Source organism: Nocardia sp. NPDC005825, from assembly GCF_040630175.1.
GTDB lineage: Bacteria > Actinomycetota > Actinomycetes > Mycobacteriales > Mycobacteriaceae > Nocardia.
In genome coordinates this window covers 143,731-163,769 of sequence record NZ_JBEXXC010000013.1, presented here as the reverse complement: position 1 = coordinate 163,769, position 20,039 = coordinate 143,731, and the positions used below count along the sequence as shown (strand labels likewise).

General features: G+C 68.8%; 21 protein-coding genes. 17 read left to right on the top strand and 4 right to left on the bottom strand.

The genetic code is table 11. The features are described from left to right. Window positions 1–60: 60 nt before the first annotated feature. A complete protein-coding gene (locus tag ABZ382_RS29735; protein WP_357095654.1) occupies window positions 61–843 on the bottom strand; it encodes a VOC family protein in 783 nt (260 codons plus the stop codon). Window positions 844–941: 98 nt separating this feature from the next. Then, window positions 942–2,729 (bottom strand): ABC transporter ATP-binding protein, encoded by a 1,788-nt coding sequence (locus ABZ382_RS29730; RefSeq protein WP_357095651.1) that lies wholly within the window; start codon window positions 2,727–2,729, stop codon window positions 942–944. An 84-nt stretch (window positions 2,730–2,813) separates the two neighbouring features. On the opposite strand from ABZ382_RS29730, the gene ABZ382_RS29725 reads away from it, so the two are divergent. The 11 genes from ABZ382_RS29725 (at window position 2,814) to thpD (ending at window position 12,227) form a co-directional block, all read left to right on the top strand. After that, window positions 2,814–3,296, top strand: coding sequence for a MarR family transcriptional regulator (locus ABZ382_RS29725; protein ID WP_357095648.1), 483 nt, complete (start codon window positions 2,814–2,816; stop codon window positions 3,294–3,296). Between the two features lie 65 nt (window positions 3,297–3,361). After that, window positions 3,362–4,006, top strand: coding sequence for a pentapeptide repeat-containing protein (locus ABZ382_RS29720; RefSeq protein WP_357095646.1), 645 nt, complete (start codon window positions 3,362–3,364; stop codon window positions 4,004–4,006). Window positions 4,007–4,047: 41 nt separating this feature from the next. Continuing rightward, window positions 4,048–6,300, top strand: a complete 2,253-nt coding sequence (locus tag ABZ382_RS29715; protein WP_357095644.1) for a molybdopterin-dependent oxidoreductase — start codon at window positions 4,048–4,050, stop codon at window positions 6,298–6,300. Next, window positions 6,297–6,800, top strand: a complete 504-nt coding sequence (locus ABZ382_RS29710) for a helix-turn-helix domain-containing protein (RefSeq protein ID WP_357095641.1) — start codon at window positions 6,297–6,299, stop codon at window positions 6,798–6,800. The genes ABZ382_RS29715 and ABZ382_RS29710 overlap by 4 nt, the downstream gene beginning before the upstream one ends. A 28-nt stretch (window positions 6,801–6,828) precedes the next feature. Next, entirely contained in the window at window positions 6,829–7,371 is a 543-nt protein-coding gene (locus tag ABZ382_RS29705) for a YaeQ family protein (protein WP_357095638.1), read from the top strand. Beyond that, entirely contained in the window at window positions 7,371–8,057 is a 687-nt protein-coding gene (locus ABZ382_RS29700; protein WP_357095636.1) for a L,D-transpeptidase family protein, read from the top strand. The genes ABZ382_RS29705 and ABZ382_RS29700 overlap by 1 nt, the downstream gene beginning before the upstream one ends. A gap of 251 nt (window positions 8,058–8,308) precedes the next feature. Next, on the top strand, window positions 8,309–9,034 hold the full coding sequence (locus ABZ382_RS29695; RefSeq protein ID WP_357095634.1) for a response regulator transcription factor: 726 nt from the start codon (window positions 8,309–8,311) through the stop codon (window positions 9,032–9,034). 94 nt (window positions 9,035–9,128) lie between these two features. Then, the gene (gene ectA / locus ABZ382_RS29690; RefSeq protein ID WP_357095631.1) at window positions 9,129–9,665 is read left to right on the top strand and encodes a diaminobutyrate acetyltransferase; all 537 of its coding nucleotides are present in this window, start codon (window positions 9,129–9,131) and stop codon (window positions 9,663–9,665) included. Beyond that, window positions 9,662–10,942 (top strand): diaminobutyrate--2-oxoglutarate transaminase, encoded by a 1,281-nt coding sequence (ectB, locus tag ABZ382_RS29685; protein ID WP_357095628.1) that lies wholly within the window; start codon window positions 9,662–9,664, stop codon window positions 10,940–10,942. The genes ectA and ectB overlap by 4 nt, the downstream gene beginning before the upstream one ends. Window position 10,943: 1 nt before the next feature. After that, window positions 10,944–11,333: an ectoine synthase gene (locus ABZ382_RS29680; protein ID WP_357095625.1), complete on the top strand. Its 390-nt coding sequence runs from the start codon at window positions 10,944–10,946 to the stop codon at window positions 11,331–11,333. Between the two features lie 9 nt (window positions 11,334–11,342). Continuing rightward, window positions 11,343–12,227: an ectoine hydroxylase gene (thpD, locus tag ABZ382_RS29675; protein ID WP_357095622.1), complete on the top strand. Its 885-nt coding sequence runs from the start codon at window positions 11,343–11,345 to the stop codon at window positions 12,225–12,227. A gap of 6 nt (window positions 12,228–12,233) precedes the next feature. Here thpD and ABZ382_RS29670 read toward each other — a convergent pair whose 3' ends face one another. Continuing rightward, window positions 12,234–13,178, bottom strand: coding sequence for an oxygenase MpaB family protein (locus tag ABZ382_RS29670; RefSeq protein ID WP_357095619.1), 945 nt, complete (start codon window positions 13,176–13,178; stop codon window positions 12,234–12,236). 136 nt (window positions 13,179–13,314) lie between these two features. On the opposite strand from ABZ382_RS29670, the gene ABZ382_RS29665 reads away from it, so the two are divergent. The 6 genes from ABZ382_RS29665 (at window position 13,315) to ABZ382_RS29640 (ending at window position 19,429) form a co-directional block, all read left to right on the top strand. Further along, complete coding sequence (locus ABZ382_RS29665; RefSeq protein ID WP_357095617.1) at window positions 13,315–13,974, top strand: TetR/AcrR family transcriptional regulator; 660 nt, start codon at window positions 13,315–13,317, stop codon at window positions 13,972–13,974. Window positions 13,975–14,087: 113 nt separating this feature from the next. Beyond that, on the top strand, window positions 14,088–15,503 hold the full coding sequence (locus tag ABZ382_RS29660; RefSeq protein ID WP_357095614.1) for a cytochrome P450: 1,416 nt from the start codon (window positions 14,088–14,090) through the stop codon (window positions 15,501–15,503). Further along, on the top strand, window positions 15,500–16,402 hold the full coding sequence (locus tag ABZ382_RS29655) for an alpha/beta hydrolase (protein ID WP_357095612.1): 903 nt from the start codon (window positions 15,500–15,502) through the stop codon (window positions 16,400–16,402). Before ABZ382_RS29660 ends, ABZ382_RS29655 begins: the two co-directional genes overlap by 4 nt. Beyond that, complete coding sequence (locus ABZ382_RS29650) at window positions 16,386–17,243, top strand: SDR family NAD(P)-dependent oxidoreductase (protein WP_357095609.1); 858 nt, start codon at window positions 16,386–16,388, stop codon at window positions 17,241–17,243. Before ABZ382_RS29655 ends, ABZ382_RS29650 begins: the two co-directional genes overlap by 17 nt. Next, a complete protein-coding gene (locus ABZ382_RS29645; protein ID WP_357095606.1) occupies window positions 17,240–18,733 on the top strand; it encodes an NAD(P)/FAD-dependent oxidoreductase in 1,494 nt (497 codons plus the stop codon). Before ABZ382_RS29650 ends, ABZ382_RS29645 begins: the two co-directional genes overlap by 4 nt. 78 nt (window positions 18,734–18,811) lie before the next feature. After that, window positions 18,812–19,429, top strand: a complete 618-nt coding sequence (locus ABZ382_RS29640) for a TetR/AcrR family transcriptional regulator (protein ID WP_357095603.1) — start codon at window positions 18,812–18,814, stop codon at window positions 19,427–19,429. Window positions 19,430–19,448: 19 nt separating this feature from the next. Here the strand turns inward: ABZ382_RS29640 and ABZ382_RS29635 are convergent, their stop codons facing one another. Then, window positions 19,449–20,033, bottom strand: a complete 585-nt coding sequence (locus ABZ382_RS29635) for an XRE family transcriptional regulator (protein WP_357095600.1) — start codon at window positions 20,031–20,033, stop codon at window positions 19,449–19,451. Between the last annotated feature and the right edge of the window lie 6 nt (window positions 20,034–20,039).

The following is a 20,039-nucleotide window of genomic DNA, read 5'->3' as shown; positions in this document are numbered from 1 at the left end:
CCGCGAGAAAGCGAAAGGCCGAGTGGCGCAGCGCCACTCGGCCTTCGTCGGCTCCGGATATCAGCCGCTGGTGACGGTGGTGTCGATGAGGCCGAACACCTCACCCTGCGGGCCCGCCACGATGCCCATGCGCCCGAAGGGGCTGTCCGAGGCGCCCATGAGCAGGGTCGCGCCGAGCGAGGTCGCCTTGTCCAGCGCGGCGTCCGCGCCCGCGACCTGGAACCAGGTCAGCCAGTAGTTGGGGCCGCCGCCCGGCTGCCCGGTGCTGTCGGCCATGCCGCCCATCGGCCGTCCGTCCGGACCGGCGAAGGTGGCGTAGGGCATCTGCTCGTTGCCGATCTCGTCGTACGACCAGCCGAACACCGCGTTGTAGAAGTCCTGGGACGGCTTGTAGCCGTTGGTGTGCAGGTCGTTCCAGCAGTACGCGCCCGGCTCGTTGAAGATCCCGGCGCCGGTGTGCGCCTTGGCTTCCCAGACGCCGAACACCGCGCCCGCGGTGTCGCCGGCGATGAACATGCGCCCGACGTCCATGACGTCGAAGGGCGGCATGAAGACCGCGCCGCCGGCCTTGGTCACCGCGCCCGCGATCGCGTCGGCGCTGTCGGCGGCGAAGTAGGTGGTCCACACCGAGGGCATGGGGTCGGGGCCCATCTTGGGTCCGATGCCCGCGGCGGGTTTGCCGTCGAGCATGGCCATCAGATAGCCGCCGGCCTCGGGCGGGCTGTCGAGGACTTCCCAGCCGAGCAGCTGGGAGTAGAAGTCCCGCGCGGCGGCGGGATCGTCGACCGAGCAGTCGACCCAACACGGAGTTCCTTGGGGCCAAACCTTGTCTGTCGTGGGCATCCGGATCCTCCCGGTAACGGTCGGTGGCGGCCGGCCGCTGCGGTCGGCCGGACCCAGAATACCGATTGGTCCGCCGTGATCGGTGCGATCCGTCCAGGTCAGACGTCCAACGCCCCGACCACGTCGTCGAAGGTGTCGCGGGCCAGCAGCTCCGCGTAGAACCCATTGCGTTCGACCAGTTCCCGATGCGTCCCGCGCTCCACCACCCGGCCGCGGTCGAGGACCACGATCTGATCGGCGTCGCGGATGGTCGACAATCGGTGCGCGATCGTGATGGTGGTCCGATTCGCCGACAGCGTGTCGATGGCGGCCTGCACCTCCCGCTCGGTGCGGGTGTCCAGCGCGCTGGTCGCCTCGTCGAGCACCATGATCGGCGGATTGCGCAGGATCGCCCGCGCCACCGCCAGCCGCTGCTTCTCGCCGCCGGAGAACCGGTAGCCGCGCTCGCCGACCAGGGTGCCGTAGCCGTCGGGCAGGCTCATGATGTGGTCGTGGATCTGCGCCGCGCGTGCCGCGGCGTGCAGTTCGGCCTCGGTGGCATCGGGTTTGGCGAAGCGCAGGTTGTCGGCGACCGAGGAGTGGAACAGGTAGGTCTCCTGCGACACCACGCCCACCGCCGCGGACAGCTCGGCGAACGACAGGTCCCGCACATCGACCCCGTCGACGGTGACCCGTCCGGAGCTCACGTCGTAGAGCCGCGCCACCAGATAGCCGAGAGTCGTCTTGCCCGAACCGGTTTCGCCGACGATGGCCAGGCTGGTCCCGGCGGGCACCTCGATGTCGATGTCGCTGAGCACGTCCCGGTCCGCGTCGTAGGCGAAGCCGACCCGGTCGAACCGCACCGCGCCGGTCACTCGCTCGGGCAGCGGGGTGGGGTGCTCGGGCTCCTCGATATCGGGTCGCAGATCCAGGTATTCGAAGATCCGCCCGAACAGCGCCAGCGAGCTCTGGATGTCCACGCCGGTCGACAGCAGCATCACCGACGGCCGCAGCAAACCGCTCTGCAGCGTGGTGAACGCGACCAGGGTGCCGATCGACACCAGCGGATGCCCCGAGGCCACGGTCATGCCCGCCGCCCAGTAGACTACCGCGGGCATGGCCGCCATCACGATGGAGATGGTGGACTGCCGCCACCGCCCGGCCATGCTGGCGCGGATCTCGAGATCCACCAGCCCGCGCGATTCCCGGGTGAAGTCCTCGACCAGGGCGGGGGAGCGGCCCATGGTGCGCGCCAACAGGATTCCGCTCACCGACAGCGATTCCTCCACGATCGCCGACATGCCCGCCAGCTTGCGCTGCTTCTCCCCGGTGATGCGCCGGCGCTCGGAGCCGACCCGGCGGCTGATCCACACGAACAGCGGCAGCATGGCCAGCGAGACCAGGGTGAGCCGCCAGTCGAGCGCGAACATGGCGATGACCGCCGCGACGACGGAGGTGAAGTTGGAGACCAGGGAGGTGAGGGTCGAGGTGACGGTGGACTGCATGCCGCCGATGTCGTTGGCGATGCGCGACTGCACCTCGCCGGTGCGGGTGGCGGTGAAGAACGACAGCGGCATGGATTGCAGCCGCGCGTAGACCGCCGAGCGCAGATCGTGCATGACGTCCTGGCCGACGCCGGTGGAGATGTAGGTCTGCAGCACGCCGAACACGCTGTTCAGCGCAGCCACGGCGATCATGCCCGCGGCCAGCAGGGTGAGCAGGCCGGTGCGGCCGCCGGGCAGGGCGTCGTCGATGATGCCGCGCAGCAGGAACGGGGAGGCCAGACCGGCCAGCGAGGCCAGGCCGACCAGGGCCGCGACCAGGGTCAGGCGTCCCCGATAGGGCTGGAAGAGCCGGACGATCCGGCGAAGTTCCGTTTCCGGAGTCTGTGTGTCTTTCGAAGCCATAGCGCCTCCTTTCGCAGGGAGTCACACGCTGTAACTGAGTCTGACTCATTATTGTTCCGAGGACAATGAGTTATGCTCTGAATCATGTCGAGCACGCCCGCGGACCAGCCGCGCGCCACCGGGGAACCCCGCGAGGACGACCTCGCCGAACTGTTCCTGCGCGCGACCAAACGCCTGCACCGCACCCAGTCGGCGCGACTGTCCCCGCTCGGCCTGACCCCCGCCCAGGCCCGCGCGCTGCGCATCATCGGCCGCGCCGCCGAGCACGCGGACGAACCACTGCGCATGTCCGCGCTCGCCGAGCACCTGGGCATCGTGCCGCGCTCGGCCACCACCGTGGTCGACGCGCTGGTCGCCGCGGGTCTGGTTGCCCGCGAAGCGGATCCGGCCAATCGCCGCGCCACCCTGGTCACCTTGACCGCGGCCGGTCACGACGCGCTCGCCCGCATGTTCGCGGCCCGGCGCGACGCCGCCGAGGAGATGTTCGCCGCCCTCACTCCGGAACAGCGCTATACCCTGCGCGATCTGCTCGCCGCACTGACCTCCGGCGAATCCGCGCCGCGCTGACGGGCATACAGTCGGGCGTGTTCGCCGATCCGAGCTCGTCATCGTCATCAGCAAGGAGCCCGATAATGCCGCGTGAGCTGGCCGACCTGCCCTTCGCCCGTTTCCTGGAGCCGCAGGACGCGCTGCGTGACGAAGGCGCGTACGACTGCGCGCATTTCGACGGCCTGTCCCTGGACGACCCGCAGCTGCGCGGGGTCACCTTCACCGAGTGCGCCATCTCGGCCACCACGGTGAACGGCGGCTTCTTCCGGTATTCGCGCTTCAACGACGTCTGGCTCAACAGCACCCGCTGGATCCGCACCGATCTGTCCGAAACCAATTGGATGGACGTGGAATTCGTGATGGCCGCGCTGTCGGGGGTGGAGGCGTTCGGTTCGGTGCTGCGCCGGGTGAGCTTTCACAACTGCAAGTTCGATTCGGTGAATCTGCGCGGCGCGACGCTCACCGACGTCTCGTTCGTGGACTGCGTGCTGCGCGATGTGGACATCAGCGAGGCCAAGGCGACCTCGGTGAGCTTTCCGGGCTCGGAGATCTCCGGGCTGTCGCTGCGCAACGCGAAGCTGAAGCAGGTGGATCTGCGCCAGGCCCGGTCGATCGGCGTCTCCAGTGGTGTCGAATCGTTGTCCGGCGCGCTGGTCACCAACCATCAGCTGCTCGAGCTGGCCCCGGTGTTCGCGCACGCGTTCGGGATCGTGGTCAAGGATCTCTGAGTTAGTAGCGCTAGTGAACTGACTCGAGTTACGCTGCTCACATGACGGAGTGGCGGCCCACGGCCTGCATCCTGTGCGAGTGCAACTGCGGCATCCAGGTGCTGCTCGGCCCGGACGGCCGGTCCTTCGAGAAGATCCGCGGCGACAAGCTGCATCCCGCCTCGGAGGGGTACACCTGCAACAAGGCCCTGCAGCTGGACCGCTACCAGAACGGGCGCACCGGCCGCCTGACCGCGCCGCTGCGCCGCCGCGCCGACGGCAGCTTCGAGGAAATCGATTGGGACACCGCGATTTCCGAGATCTCCGCGCGGCTGCTCGAGATCGGCCACCACTTCGGCGGGGAGTCGATCTTCTACTACGGCGGCGGCGGACAGGGCAATCACCTGGGCGGCGCGTACGCCCCGGCGACCATGGCCGCCTACGGCATGAAGTACCGCTCCAGCGCGCTGGCCCAGGAGAAGACCGGCGATTTCTGGGTGGGCGCGCGTATGACGGGCTACCCGATGCGCGCCGATGTCGAGCACGCCGAGGTGGCGTTCTTCATCGGCAAGAATCCCTATCAGTCGCACGGCTTCCCACGGGCGCGCACGGTGCTCAAGGAGATCGCCAAGGATCCCGCCCGATCCATGATCGTGCTGGATCCGGTCCGCACCGAGACCGCGGAACTGGCCGACTTCCATCTGCAGCTGAAGCCCGGCACCGACGTGTACCTGCTCACGGCCATGGCCGCGATCCTGGTGCGCGACAACCTCCTCGACGAGGAGTGGCTGGCAGCCCACACCACCGGCCTCGACGCCGTCCTCGCGGTGCTGCGGGCGGTGCCGATCGAGAAGTACTGCGCCATCGCCGATGTCGATCCGGACCTGGTGACCGCGGCGACGCACCGGCTGGCGGCGGCCGAGTCGGTGGCGGCGCTCGAGGATCTCGGCGTGCAGATGAACCGGTACTCGACCGTGGTCAGCTACGTCGAGAAGCTGGTGTGGCTGCTCACCGGCAATGTCGGAAAGCCCGGCACCCAATACGCTTTCACCGGCCTGAGCAATCTCGGCCACGACCGCGGACACCCCGCCGGGGAGGGCCCCAAGAGCCCGGTGGCGGGCGCGCAGATCGTGAGCGGGCTGGTGCCGTGCAATGTGATCAGTGAGGAGATCCTCACCGACCACCCCGCGCGCTATCGGGCCATGTTCGTCGAGAGCGCCAATCCCGCGCACTCCCTGGCCGATTCGGCCCGTATGCGCGAGGCGCTGCGGGCGCTGGAACTGGTGGTCGTCATCGACGTCGCCATGACCGAGACCGCCCGCGAGGCCGACTACGTGCTGCCCGCGCCCACCCAGTTCGAGAAGTTCGAGGCCACCTTCTTCAACTTCGACTTCCCGCGCAATATCTTCCATCTGCGCCACCCGGTGCTGCCCGCCCCCGAGGGCGTACTGCCCGAACCCGAGATCCACGCCCGCCTGGTCGAGGCCGCGGGTGTGCTGGGCGAGGCCGACTACGCGCCGCTGCGGGCCGCGCTGGCTCAGGGCCGGGAGGCGTTCGCCATGGCCTTCCTGGGCATTCTGGGCGATCCGGCCCGCTCGAAACTGGCTCCCGTGCTGCTGTACCGGACGCTGGGGGAGACCCTGCCCGACGGCGCGGCATCGGCGGCGCTGCTGTGGGCGGCCGCCTACAACATGGTCCGCAAGTTCCCGGCCAGTGTCGAACGCGCCGGGTACGGCAGCGGATTGGAAGCCGGGGAGCGGCTGTTCGAGGCCATCCTGACTGGCAAGCACGGCATCGTGATCTCCGAGGACGACTACGAGGAGACCTGGAACCGGGTGCGTGACAAGGTGATCCGGCTGGAGGTGCCCGAGCTGCTGGAGGTGGTCGCCACCCTGCCCGAGCCCGCCGCCGAGGACCGCGCGGCCTGGCCGTTCGTCCTGTCCGCCGGGGAGCGGCGGGCCTTCACCGCCAACACCATCTTCCGGGACCCGGCCTGGCGCAAGCGCGACGCGGCCGGAACCCTGCGCATCAGCACCGGCGACGCCGAACGGCTCGGGCTCACCGCCGGGGACCTGGTGCAGGTCACCACCCGCCGCGGCACCGCGCGCGTGCCCGTCGAACCCACCGACCGGATGCGCTCGGGCCACCTGTCGCTGCCCAACGGTTTCGGCCTCTCGGTCGCCGGCGCCGACGGCGCCCCGGTCACCACCGGAACCGCGCCCAACGAGCTGACCTCGGTCGAGGACCGTGACGAATGGGTCGGCACCCCCTGGCACAAGTACGTTCCCGCTCGCCTGGATACCGTGACCACATGAAACGTACGAGTTTCGCGAACTGGCCGTGCACCGTCGCCCGCACCGTCGACCTGCTGGGCGACTGGTGGACGCCGCTGATCCTGCGCGAAGCTTTCTACGGCGCCAAGCGTTTCGACGATTTCGAGTCCACCCTCGGGCTCAGCCGCAATGTCCTCACCCAGCGACTGACCCGGCTGGTGGAGGCGGGCCTGCTCGACAAGGTTCCCTACCAGGACCGCCCGGTGCGCCACGAATACCGGCTCACCACCCAGGGCCGCGACTTCTTCCCGGTGATCGCGGCCATGATGGCCTGGGGCGACCGCTATCTGGCCCCCGAATCCGGGGAGCCGGTGCTGCTCCACCACACCGCCTGCGACCACGACACCCACGCCGAGGTGGTGTGCGCGCACTGCCGGGAACCGCTGCGCCACGAGGACATCTCCGCCCGGCTCGGCCCGGGCTTCCCGGCGCGGCTGCGCGACGCGGCGCTGGCGACGGGCCGGTTCGCCGACGAGCCCTGAACCAGGGGTGTTCTAAGCTGCAAGCACTATGGCCCTGAACGCGACTCTCCACACCTTCGCCGTGCAACTGTCCGATATCGATCGGGGGGTGTACGAGGAGCTGGATCTGCGGGTCGCCCAGCATCCTTCGGAGACGGCCGAATACATGCTGACCCGGGTGCTGGCCTACTGCCTCGAGTACGAGGAGGGCATCGCGTTCAGCGTCGGCGGGGTCTCCTCGACCGATGAGCCGCCGGTGATGATCCGCGACCTCACCACCCGCATGACCGCCTGGATCGATGTGGGCGCGCCCGAGGCCGCCCGCATCCACCGGGGCAGCAAACTGGCCGACCGCGTGGTCATCTACACCCACCGGGATCCGGTCAAGGTGCTGGCGCAGCTCCCGGCGAAGCGGATTCACCACGCCTCGGAGATCCGCGTCTATTCGTTCGACCCCACTTTCATCGAGGACGCGACCCCGTTCCTGCAGCGCCGCAACGCGCTCACGCTCTCGATCACCGACCGGCACCTGTATCTGGAGTTGAACGGCAACACGCTCTCGACCGATATCGAAGAGCACCGCCTGTCCTGATGGCCGCCTCCCGTCGACGCCTGCTCAGCGCGGCCGCGGTCACCGCGGCCCTGCTGACCGTGACGGTGGGCTGCGGCAGGCGGCACTCCGAGACCGACGATCGACCCGATTACAGCGGCCCGGCCGGGCAGGTCATCACCGTGATCTCCGATTCGGCCGACGCGACCACCGCCACTCTCAGCGCATGGGATCGGGTTGGGGCGCAGTGGGTTCGGGCGATCGGACCGTTGCGCGCCGATGTCGGCGCGCAGGGCATCGGCCCCGCCAGCGAATCGGCGACCCGTTCGCCCGCCGGAGTCTGGTCGCTGACAGAGGCTTTCGGCATCGCCGCCGACAACGGCACCCGGCTGCCGTACCGGCGGGTGACGACCTCGGACTGGTGGGTGTCGGACACCGCGTCGCGCTACTACAACACGCATTACAGTTGCGCGCCCGGTCATTGCCCGTTCGACGAATCCGCCGGTGAGGATCTCGGCAGCGCGGGCCCGGCCTACGATCACGCCGTCGTCATCGACTACAACCGCGCTCCCGTCGTCGCGGGGGCCGGATCGGCCTATTTCCTGCACGTCGGCGACGGCCACCCGACCGCGGGCTGCGTCGCGGTTCCCGCCGCCGACCTGGACCGGCTCATGCGCTGGCTGGATCCGGCACGCGGGCCGGTCATCGATATCGCCGTCCGGGAATAGGCCCCGAAAACCGCGATTTCGCATTCGAAACACCTTGTGCCTGTTCTCACAATGTCGCACATGCGACCTGCGGGTTATCGGACCGGGTGAATAGCCGCGGCATCCTCCGGCGTCGCGCGAAAAGCACGTTTGACGTGTGGCAATTCCAACAATTCGCACTGGCTATCGCGTGCACACCGCAAAAGCCAGCATGTTTCGGGCAACTAAGGTTCGGGTATTCGACTTTGTCGAACGCGAAAAGGAATTGAAACATGGGTGCGAGCCTGATGATCGTGGGGGACGACTACGGGGTCCGCGGCTCCTTGCGGGCGGCGATGGAAGAGGAAGGATACGAGGTCGCCGAGGCCGGCGCGGGTGAGGCCGCGCTGGAACAACTGCGGGTGAACGGCGCGCCGGACGTGATGGTCGTGGACCTCTTGTCCGGCGAAATGGACGCCTTCACCTGTATCCGTGAGGTCCGCCGCGCGCACGAGGTGCCGATCATGGTGGTCAGCGCCAGCAACGACACCCATGACGTGGTCGCCGCCCTGGAAGCGGGTGCCGACGACTTCGTCACCAAGCCGTTCGAGATCAAGGAGATCAGCGCGCGCATGCGGGCGCTGCGACGGCGCCCGCACCTGGGCGGGCTGCCCGACGAATCGGTGACCGAACCGCTCACCGAGATCGTGCTCGACCCCGACGACGCTGCGCCGCTGGTGCTTTCGCCCGAGGGTGGCGCGGTGCGCCGGGGTGAGGAGCAGATTCCGTTGACCATCACCGAATTCCGGCTGCTGTGCGAGCTGGCCGCGAATCCGGGCCGCGTGCTCACCCGCACCCTGCTGCTCGAAAGAGCCTGGGACGAAGGCTTCTTCGGCGACGAACGACTCGTCGACGTCCATGTGCGCCGCTTGCGCACGAAGATCGAGGCCGACCCCTCCGACCCCCGCATCGTGGTGACGGTGCGCGGGCTCGGCTACCGCCTCGACATGCCCCGCTGAGGCTCGCGTCCCGGGCGGAGTCATCGGATCGTCATGAGATCGCAATGAGTTCGCATGGAAGACCTCAACGTTGCTTGGTCAGGCTGAGATGGTCATGCAGATCCCAATCAGCAAATTTGACGCGATATCCCAGCAAACCATCCAGATCCGGGAACCCGAGCTCGCCGACGGCGCGCACATGTGGCAGATCGCCGAGAACTCCCGGGTACTCGACACCAACTCCAGCTACGCCTATCTGCTGTGGTGCCGCGATTTCCCGGCCACGTCGATGGTCGCCGAGATCGACGGCGAGGTAGCCGGTTTCGTCATCGGTTACACCCGGCCGGCGTGGCCCACTGTCCTGTTCGTCTGGCAGGTGGCCGTGGACCAGCCGCACCGCGGGCACGGACTCGGTGTGGACATGCTCGACGCACTGCTGGAACGCACCACCGCGCACGGCATCACCCAGCTCGAAACCACCATCTCGCCGGACAATCCGGCGTCGGTGGCCATGTTCGCCGCCCTGGCCCGCCGCCGGGGCGCGGCGCTGACCCGCACGACCTTGTTCTCGGCGGATCAATTCCCCGGCGGGCATCAGCCGGAGGATCTCTACCGCATCGCACCGGTGACCACTCAGGAGGAACCGCGATGATCACCACCACCCCCGACCTGTCCGTGTTCGCGGATCTGGAATCGAATGTGCGCGGCTACTGCCGCTCCTGGCCGACGGTGTTCGACACCGCCTCGGGAGCCTGGCTGCGCGACGAGACCGGCCGCGAATACCTGGACTTCTTCGCCGGCGCGGGCGCGCTCAACTACGGCCACAACAATCCGGTGCTCAAGCAGTCGCTGCTCGACTACATCGCGGGCGACGGCCTGACCCACGGCCTGGACATGTCCACCGTCGCCAAACGCGAACTGCTGGAATCGCTGCGCGAGCGCATCCTGCGGCCGCGCGGGCTGGACTACAAGGTGCAGTTCCCCGGACCCACCGGCGCGAACGCGGTGGAGGCGGCGCTGAAGCTGGCCCGCAAGGTCACCGGCCGCACCGAGATCCTCAACTTCACCAACGCTTTCCACGGCATGACGCTGGGCGCGCTGTCGGTCACCGGCAATGCCGCCAAGCGGGCGGGCGCGGGCGTGCCGTTGCAGCACGCCACCTCGATGCCCTTCGACGGCTACCTGTCCGGCGCCGAGGGCGACTCCTTCGAGTGGATGGAGCGGGTCCTCGACGACGCCTCCTCCGGCCTGGACAGCCCGGCCGCGGTCATCGTCGAGACCGTGCAGGGCGAGGGCGGGGTCAATATCGCCAGCGTGGAATGGCTGCGCAAGCTGGCCGGATTGTGCTCCGCGCGCGAGATTCTGCTGATCGTGGACGATGTGCAGATGGGCTGTGGCCGCACCGGCCCGTTCTTCTCCTTCGAGAACGCCGGCATCACACCGGATATCGTCACCCTGTCCAAGTCGATCGGCGGCTACGGCCTGCCGATGGCGCTGGTGTTGTTCAAACCCGAACTGGACCAGTGGAAGCCGGGCGAGCACAACGGCACCTTCCGCGGCAACAACCCGGCCTTCGTGACCGCCCGCACCGCCATCGAGCACTACTGGTCCGACGACGGCCTGGAGTCGGCCACCCGGGCCAAGGGCGCGCGCATCGATCGCGCCCTGACCGGCATGGCCGCCGCCTTCGACGGCGTGAGCGCCCGCGGGCGCGGGCTGGTGCACGGCCTGGTCTTCGACGACGCCTCCCAGGCGGAGAAGGTGTGCGCCGCCGCCTTCCAGCGCGGACTGCTGGTCGAGACCTCCGGTCCCGAGGACGAGGTGGTGAAACTGCTTCCGCCGCTGACCATTTCCGAGTACGAGCTCGATCACGGTCTGGAACTGCTGGCTTCCTCGCTGGACGTCGTCGGCAGCGGGCGGGGGCGCTGACATGATCGTGCGCAGCACCGCCGAGATCACCGGCACCGACCGCGATGTCGCGGGACCGGGCTGGCGCAGCAAGCGCATCGTGCTGGGCGGCGACCGGGTCGGGTTCTCGTTCCACGAGACCACCATCGACGCCGAGTCCGTCCACGAGTTCCACTACCAGAATCACGTCGAGGCCGTCTGGCTGGTCGAGGGCGACGGCACCCTGGTCGATCTCGACCACGGCGTCACCTACGAGCTGGGCCCCGGCTCGATGTATCTGCTCGACGGCCACGAACGCCACCGCCTGTTCGCCCGCACCCGGATGCGCATGCTGTGCGTGTTCAATCCGCCGGTGACCGGGCAGGAGGTCCACGACGAGAACGGTGTCTACCCGCTGGTCGCCGTCGACTAGGAGATTCGCATGACCCTGTCCGACTACGGATTGATCGACCGCTACCGCACCCGCACGGTCGCCGGGACGCCGCCGATCGAGCGCGACGACCCGACGGTCTGGGGCCCGATCGACTCCCACGGCCTGGCCGAGTTCGACGACAACGGCTACGCGGTGCTGGACATGCTGCTCGACCCGGACGAGGTGCGGGCGGTGGCGACCGAGATGCAGCACCTGACCAGCGATCCCGAGTTGCTGCTCGACGAGCGCGTGATCATCGAGCGGGCCTCGCATCGAGTGCGCTCGGTCTTCGACGTGCACCGGTTCAGCCCGATGATCGGGGAGCTGGTGCGCCAGGACCGGATCGGGGGTCTGGCCCGCCAGATCCTCGGCTCGGATGTCTACCTGCACCAGGCCCGGGTGAACTACATGCCCGGATTCACCGGCGCCGGGTTCTACTGGCATTCGGACTTCGAGACCTGGCACGCCGAGGACGGCATGCCCGCCCCGCGCGCGGTGAGCCTGTCGATCGCCCTGACCGACAACTACCCGTTCAACGGCAGCCTGATGGTCATGCCCGGCTCACACCGCACGTTCGTGCCGTGTCAGGGCGAGACGCCCACCGACCACCACCGGGTGTCGTTGCGGGAGCAGCAGATCGGCGTGCCCTCCCAGGAGGCGCTCACCGATCTGGCAGGCAAGCACGGCATCACCCAGTTCACCGGTCCGGCGGGCTCGGCGCTGCTGTTCGACTCGAACCTGATGCACGGGTCCTCGGGCAACATCACGCCGTTCCCGCGCTCGAATCTGTTCCTGGTGTTCAACAGCGTCGACAACACCCTGCGCGACCCGTACTCCGCGCCGGGTCCGCGGCCGGAGTACCTGGCCAGCCGCGACTTCACACCGCTGATCTGACTCGGATCAGCTTGCGGCGGTGACGGTCCGATGCCCGCGAGTCCCGTAGCGGCGGCGGGCATCGGCCGGGGTCACCGTCTCCAGCCGCGCGGGCAGGTCACTCTTGATGTGCTGTTCGAGGATCTGCCCGGCCATCGGCGCGATGATCGGCGCGGCCATGATCAGGCCCTTCTTGTCGAAAAGGGTGAACAGCCACACCAGGATCCGGCCCGCCGGGCGCACCAGGAGATCCACGAAGCCGGGCCGGTCGAACTGGCCCAGCTTGCGCTGCCACTTCGGCAGGGTCGCGATCGACGCGAACGACAGCAGCCGCGCGCCCAGCGCGTAGGTCCAGCCCGCGCCGTTCTTGGGCGAGGTGAACAGCAGCTGCCGCATCCCGTCCTGGGCGGCCTCCGAAGTGCACAGGCGCGCACGGACATCGGCGTAGTACTGGCGCACGCCCTCGCGGGTGATCGGCACGTCCTCGGGCTTACAGGTCTGCAGCTCGGCGGCGATGCGGCATTCCCGCCAGTACTGGGCTTCCTCCTCGGGAGTCAGTCCGGGCCCGAACATCTCGTAGGCCTTGAGCACCGACTGCCAGCCGGTGATGTGGATCCACAGCTGGGTCTCGGGGGAGTTGGCGCTGTAGCGCTGGCCGCTGATCGGCTCGATGCCGGTGTTCTTCGCGTGCACCGTCATCAGATGCTCCGAGGCCTGGATGGCGGTGCGGGAATCGCCGATGGCCACGATCAGGAAGTACGCGAAGGTGGCGTCGAGGCGGTCGCGCGGCTCGGAGTAGATCTTGCCCGTGTCGGCGACGGCCGCGGTCAGGAACGGATCGAAGTGCTCGAGGGTGACCGCGCGCTGGAATCCGATGACGGCGGTGGGGGAGGTCCACACCTTCCAGCTCGGGGAATCCGGGCCGAAGAAGCCGTAGTCGTCGCGGCGGAGAGTGGTCGGATCGAAGGTCACTGGGGGCTCCTCTACAGGTTCGATCCCATGGAATACAACGCCACCGTAGCAATTGCCCGGAATGAATACAACGGTGGCGTAGCTTTACCCTGGACGGGCGTGTGACCTCGCGATCCGGAATGACAGAATGGGGCCGATGAAGGTGGAGGCAGGGGATGAGGGCATGACGGCGGACCGCCCGCGCCGGCGCTACGCGCCCCGGCTGCCACCCGAGGAACGCCGCGCGCAATTGCTCGACGCCGCCTTCGCGGTCCTGGAGAAGGCCGAACTCCACGAACTCGGCATGGAGGCCGTCGCCGTCGAGGCCGGCGTGGGAAAACCCGTGCTGTACACCGTCTTCAAGACCCGAGCCGAACTGGTCGCCGCTCTGCTGGAACGCGAACGCGAACGCGCCCTGGACCAGGTCGCCGACACCCTGCCCACCGATCTGCTCGGCGCGGATCCGGTGGTCGCCGCCTCCGCCTCGGTCCGGGCGTTCGTCGATGTGGCCCTGGACAATCCGACCCGGTGGCGACTGCTGCTCTCGGGCCCCGGCAATGCCCCCGACGAATACCGCGAGGCCATCCGCAGCTCCCGCGCGGGCATCTTCGACCAGGCCGAGGCCCTGGTCCGCATGGGCCTGATCACCGATTCCCGCTGGGCCGGAATCGATTCCGGCCTGCTCACCGATTCCCTGCTCACCATCGCCGAGATGCTGGGCCGGATGGCGGTCAGCGAACCGGATGTATACCCCCGTGAACGCATCGAGGGATTCGTCCAGGCCATCGTCGCGCTGCTCGTCGGCACCGGCCAGTAAGCGGAAAAGCCACCCCCTCGCCTCCGGCGTCGCGAAAGTGACCCTTGCCACACCGTGGTACACGGGCGTACCGTCGCGCTGGTACGCAGAGGTACCACGCTGGGAGATGGCGCATGACCACAGTGACACTGCCCGACGGACCGACGACGCCGGGCTTCGTGCAGGGCATCGAGATTCTGGCCGGGCGCACCCGCGCCTGGCGGCGGCTGCATCAGCGCTACGGGTCGGCGTTCGTGGTGTCGATGCCGCGTTTCGGGCCCACCGTCGTGCTGTCCGACCCCGCCGAGGTGAAGGCGCTGTTCACCACCCACACCGATCTGGTCGACAATCTCGACATCAACCTCGGCCAATTCCTGGGCCCCGGTTCGCTGTTCGCGCGGCGCGGCGAGGAACACCGCAAGGAGCGCAAACTGCTCACCCCGCCCTTCCACGGGCGGCGGCTGGCGGTCTACGAATCGCTGATCGAGGAGGAGGCCGTCCGCGAGATGGCTACCTGGCCGTCGGGGCGCGAATTCGCGACCATGGATTCGATGATGCGCATCACGCTCAATGTGATCCTGCGCGCCGTATTCGGTGCGGAGGGAGCGGAATTCGAGCAATTGCGCGAGGTGATCCCGAAACTGGTGCTGGTCGCCTCCGCGCTCGCGGCGCTGCCGGTGCCGCAGGGGCTGTTCGGGCGCTTCGGGCCGTGGGCGCGGTTCCAGGCCCACCGCGCGAGCTACGACGAGATCGTCGGACGGCTCATCCGCCGCGCGGCCGCCGACCCGAACCTGGCCGACCGCGACGATGTCCTGGCCATGCTGCTGCAGGCCCGCTACGACGACGGCTCGGCCATGACACAGAGCGAGATCGCCGACGAGCTGCTCACCCTGCTCACCGCGGGCCACGAGACCACCGCCACCTCGCTGGCCTGGACCGTCGAACGGCTGCGCCGGCACCCGCACATCCTGGCGCGCCTGGTCGAGGAGACCGACGCGGGCGGCTCCGCGCTGCGTGAGGCGACGCTGCTCGAGGTCCAGCGGGTGCGCCCGGTCATCGACGCCACCGCGCGCAAGGTGCGGGTGGACGATTTCCGGCTGGGCCGCTGGACGCTGCCGCGCGGCCAGCACGTGCTGGTCAGTATCCGGCTCATGCACGACAATCCGGAATTGTTCACCAACCCACGCGATTTCGACCCGGACCGGTTCCTCGAGGCGCGGCCGGGGACGTTCAACTGGATTCCGTTCGGCGGCGGCGCGCGCCGGTGCATCGGGGCGGCGTTCGCGACCATGGAGATGAACGTGGTGCTGCGGGTGCTGCTGCGCGATTTCACCCTCGCGCCCACCGACGCGCCCGACGAGCGCACCCATTTCCGCGGGGTCGCGCTGGCTCCCGCGAAGAAGGGGCGTGCGGTCGTGTACCGCAGGACGCCGCGGTCGACCGCCGCCGGCGAATCCGTCGAGACCGGCGCGGTGCCGGTCGAATCCAGCGCTGTCACAAACGAATCCGCCGACTCCCGGAACGCGCGCGGCGAGCAGGTGACCGCATGAGCGAGCGGGTCGCCGAGGTGGGGCGGGGCATCACCCTCACCTACGAGCGGCAGGGCTCGGGTGTGCCGCTGCTGCTCATCGCCGGGCTCGGGCAGCAGAAGCACGAATGGCACGACGGTCTGGTCGCACAGCTGGTGGTCCGCGGCTACGACGTGGTGCGGTTCGACAATCGCGACGTCGGCACCTCCACCCACGCCGGATTCCGGCCGCCGGGCGGTCTCGCCATGGCCCGGAAGCGCTGGGACGCACAGCAATACGATCTCGGGGACATGGCCGCCGACACCGCCGGACTGCTCGACATCCTCGGCTGGCGGTCGGCGCATCTGGTCGGCATGTCGATGGGCGGAATGATCGCCCAGACCGTCGCCGCCCGCTATCCCGATCGGGTGTCCTCGCTGACGTCGATCTTCTCCACCACGGGCGCGCCGCGCGTCGGGCGGCCCGCGCCGTCCACCTGGATGCGCATGTTCGCCAAACCCGCTCGCACACGAGAGGAGCACATCGAGGGCTCGGTGCGCATGTACCGGCACATCGGGTCGGCCGGATATCCCCTCGACGAACCGCGGATCCGGGCGACGGCGGGCCTGACCTGGGATCGCGATCCGCGCCCGGCGGCGGGCGTGGGGCGACAGCTCGCCGGAATCCTCAAGTCCGGGGACCGGACTCGCGAGGTGCGGACCATCACCGCGCCCACCCTGGTGGTGCACGGCGACCGCGACCGGATGGTGAACCCCACCGGCGGCGCGGTGACCGCCACCGCGATCGCGGGCGCGCGCCTGCACACCGTGCCGGGCATGGGCCACGATCTGCCGGTCGCGCTCTGGCCCACCTTCGCCGACCTCATCGACACCCACATCCGCACCGCCGAATCCAGGAGTTCCGATGCCCCGAACCTCTAGGCCGCTGTCCGGCCACCCGGTCATGATCACCGGCGCGGCCTCGGGAATCGGGCGGGGGCTGGCCCAATTGCTGTCCCACCGTGGATCGCCGGTGGCCATCGCCGACATCGACGCCGACGGATTGAAGCAGACCGCGGCCGGACTGAACGGGCCGGTGCTGACCCGGGTGCTGGACGTGCGCGACGCCGCCGACCAGCTGGCCTTCGCCGAAGAGGTGAAGGCGTGGCTGACCGCACCCCTGGCCGCGGTCTTCAACAATGCCGGTGTGGCCGTGTCCTCCTCGGTGCTCGACACCGTGCCCGAGGACGACGAATGGCTGCGGCAGATCAACTTCGACGGCGTCGTGAACGGGACGCGGGCCTTCCTGCCGATCCTGGTCGACCAGGGCAGCGGCGCGATCGTCAACACCTCCAGCGTGTTCGGGCTGGCGGGCATGCCGTACCAGAGCGCCTACTGCGCGGCGAAATTCGCGGTGCGCGGATTCACCGACGCGCTGCGGCAGGAACTGCGGGGGACCGGCGTCTCGGCGGTGACCGTGCACCCCGGCGGCATCCGCACCAATATCGCCCGCAACGGCCGCGTCCGGCAGGACCCGGAGGGCCGGGGTCGCAGCCACGAGCAGATGGCCGCCGAATTCGAGGCCATGACCATGACCAGCCCGGAGAAAGCGGCCGAGATCATCTGCCGCGGAGTCGAACGCGGCAAGGCGCGCATCCTCGTCGGACCCGACGCGTATCTGTTCGACACCCTCACCCGGGTGACCCCGACGCACTACTTCGACGTGCTGTCGGCCGTGATGGGCCTGGTGCGGAGCCGGGCCGCGAAGGGAGCGGGACGATGACCGAACACGTGGACGTGCTGATCGTCGGGGCCGGACTGTCGGGCATCGGGGCGGCGCATCATCTGCAGGACGCGTTTCCGGACCGCGGCTACGCCATCCTCGAGGCCCGCGAGGCCATGGGCGGGACCTGGGATCTGTTCCGGTATCCGGGCGTGCGGTCGGACTCCGACATGCACACCCTCGGGTACCGGTTCCGGCCGTGGGTGGCGGCCGAGGCCATCGCCGACGGGCCCGCCATCCTGTCCTACATTCGCGAGACCGCCGCCGACGCGGGCATCGACCGGCGAATCCGCTACGGGCACAGCGTGACCGGAGCCTCGTGGGACTCGGAGGAAGCGCGCTGGACCGTCGGATACGAGCACGACGGCAGGGCCTCGACCATCACCTGCGACTTCCTCTACCTGTGCAGCGGCTACTACCGCTACGACGAGGGGTACGTCCCGGAGTTCGCCGGGCTCGACGAGTTCCGCGGGCAGGTCGTGCATCCGCAGCACTGGCCCGCCGCACTCGACTTCGCCGGAAAGCGGGTCGTGGTGATCGGCAGCGGCGCGACCGCGGTGACGCTGGTGCCCGCCATGGCCGAGACCGCCGCGCACGTCACCATGCTGCAGCGCTCACCCACCTACATCATGTCCGCGCCGAGCGTCGACGCCGTCGCCACCAAGCTGCGGCAATGGCTGGGCGAGCGGCGCGCCTACGCCGTCACCCGCTGGAAGAACGTGGCCATCGGCACCGTCATCTACCAGCTCAGCCAGCGGCGACCCGCCATGATGCGCAAGTTCTTTCGTAACCTCACCATCAAGCAGCTGCCCGACGGCTACGACGTCGACACGCATTTCAATCCCAGCTACAACCCGTGGGATCAGCGGCTGTGCCTGGTGCCCGACGGGGATCTGTTCCGCGCCATCAGCGCCGGACGCGCCTCGGTGGCCACCGACCGCATCGAACGGTTCACCGCGGACGGCATCCGGCTCGAATCCGGCACCGAACTGCCCGCCGACATCGTGGTGACCGCGACCGGACTGGACCTGCTGGCGCTGGGCGGCATCGCGCTCACCGTCGACGGCCGCGAGATCGCCGCCTCCGACACCATGGCCTACAAGGGCATGATGCTCAGTGGCGTCCCGAATCTCGCCTTCACCATCGGCTACACCAACGCCTCCTGGACGCTCAAGGCCGACCTGGTCGCGGAATTCGTCTGCCGGCTGCTGCGGCACCTCGACGAGCACGGGTACAGCCAGGCCACGCCGTGGCCGGACCCGGCGGTGACCAGCACGCCGCTGCTCGACTTCCAGGCGGGCTACGTGCTGCGGTCGATGGACCGCTTCCCCAAGGCCGGATCGCGCCCGCCGTGGCGGCTGGGCATGAACTACGCGCAGGACGTGATCACCTTGCGGCACGGGCGAATCGAGGACGGCACCATCCGCTTCGGCCGCCGCTCGGTGCGTGCCGCCAGCGTCGATCGCGGACCCGAATCGGTGACCGCCTGACCTCGGTGACCAGCGCCGCGGCGAACACACCGGCCGTCGCGGCGCCCACCGAGATCCGGGCAAACTACGCTGATGCTCGTGACCCGCGCCGACCCCGCCACCAGCGCCGACACCGCCGCCGAGTCCGGCTTCCGGCGTCGGCTGCTCGATGCCATGGCCGACGCGATCCGCGAACGCGGCTATCGCGACACCACGGTCGCCGATATCGTGCGCCTGGCCAAGACCTCGCGCCGCACCTTCTACGAGCATTTCGACGACAAGCAGGACTGCTTCGTCGCGCTGCTGACCGAACGCAACAACGACACCATCGCGCAGATCTACGCCGCCGTGGACGTGTCCGCGCCGTGGGACACCCAGATCCATCAGGCGATCGAGGCGTGGATCGGGGCCTCGCGTGAGGACACCCCCGTCACGCTGGCCTGGATCCGCGATATCCCGGCGCTGGGGGAGCGGGCCCGGGAACTGCAGCACGACGCCGCGGACGCGTTCATCACCCTGATCCAAAACCTGACCGGCACAATGGAATTCCAGGGCGCGGGGCTGCATCCGCCGACGCGTCAGATGGCGACCATCCTCTACGGCGGCTTCCGCGAACTCATCGCCTCCACGGTGGAGGACGGGCGCGATGTCACCGAGATCATCGATGTGGCGGTGGAAACCGCCCTGGCGCTGATCGGACCGCGCTACCCGGCCTGATCAGTCCTTCGGGGTGCGGTCAGTCCTTGCGGGGCCGGGCGCGAAAGTGGGCGCGCTCGCCCTGTTTGCCGAACAGGCTGAGGAATTCGACCGGCCGATCGTCGGCCGCACCGAACCAGTGCGGTTCGCGGGTGTCGAATTCGGCGGCCTCGCCCGGCTCCAACACCAGGTCGTGCGCGCCGAGGATCATCCGCAATCGGCCGTTGAGGACGTAGAGCCACTCGTAGCCCTCGTGGGTCTGCGGATTCGGTTCGGTGCGACCGGATCTCGGATCCATGATGATCTTGAACGCTTGAATGCCGCCCGCCCGCCGGGTCAACGGCAGCATCTGCATCCCGCCGCGCGTGATCGGGCGCATGTGGACCCGCGGATCCCCGGTGTCGGGCGCGTTCACCAGTTCGTCGAGGGTGACGCCGTGGGCGCGCGCCAACGGCAGCAGCTGCTCGAGGGTGGGCCGCCGCGCACCGGATTCCAGCCGCGACAGCGTGCTCACCGAGATTCCCGTCTCCGTGGACAGCTCGGCCAATGTGGTTTCCCGTTGTTTACGCAGCTCACGGAGTCGTAGGCCCACCCCTTCCAGGGCTGCGTCGATATCCTCGGTCATGACTCC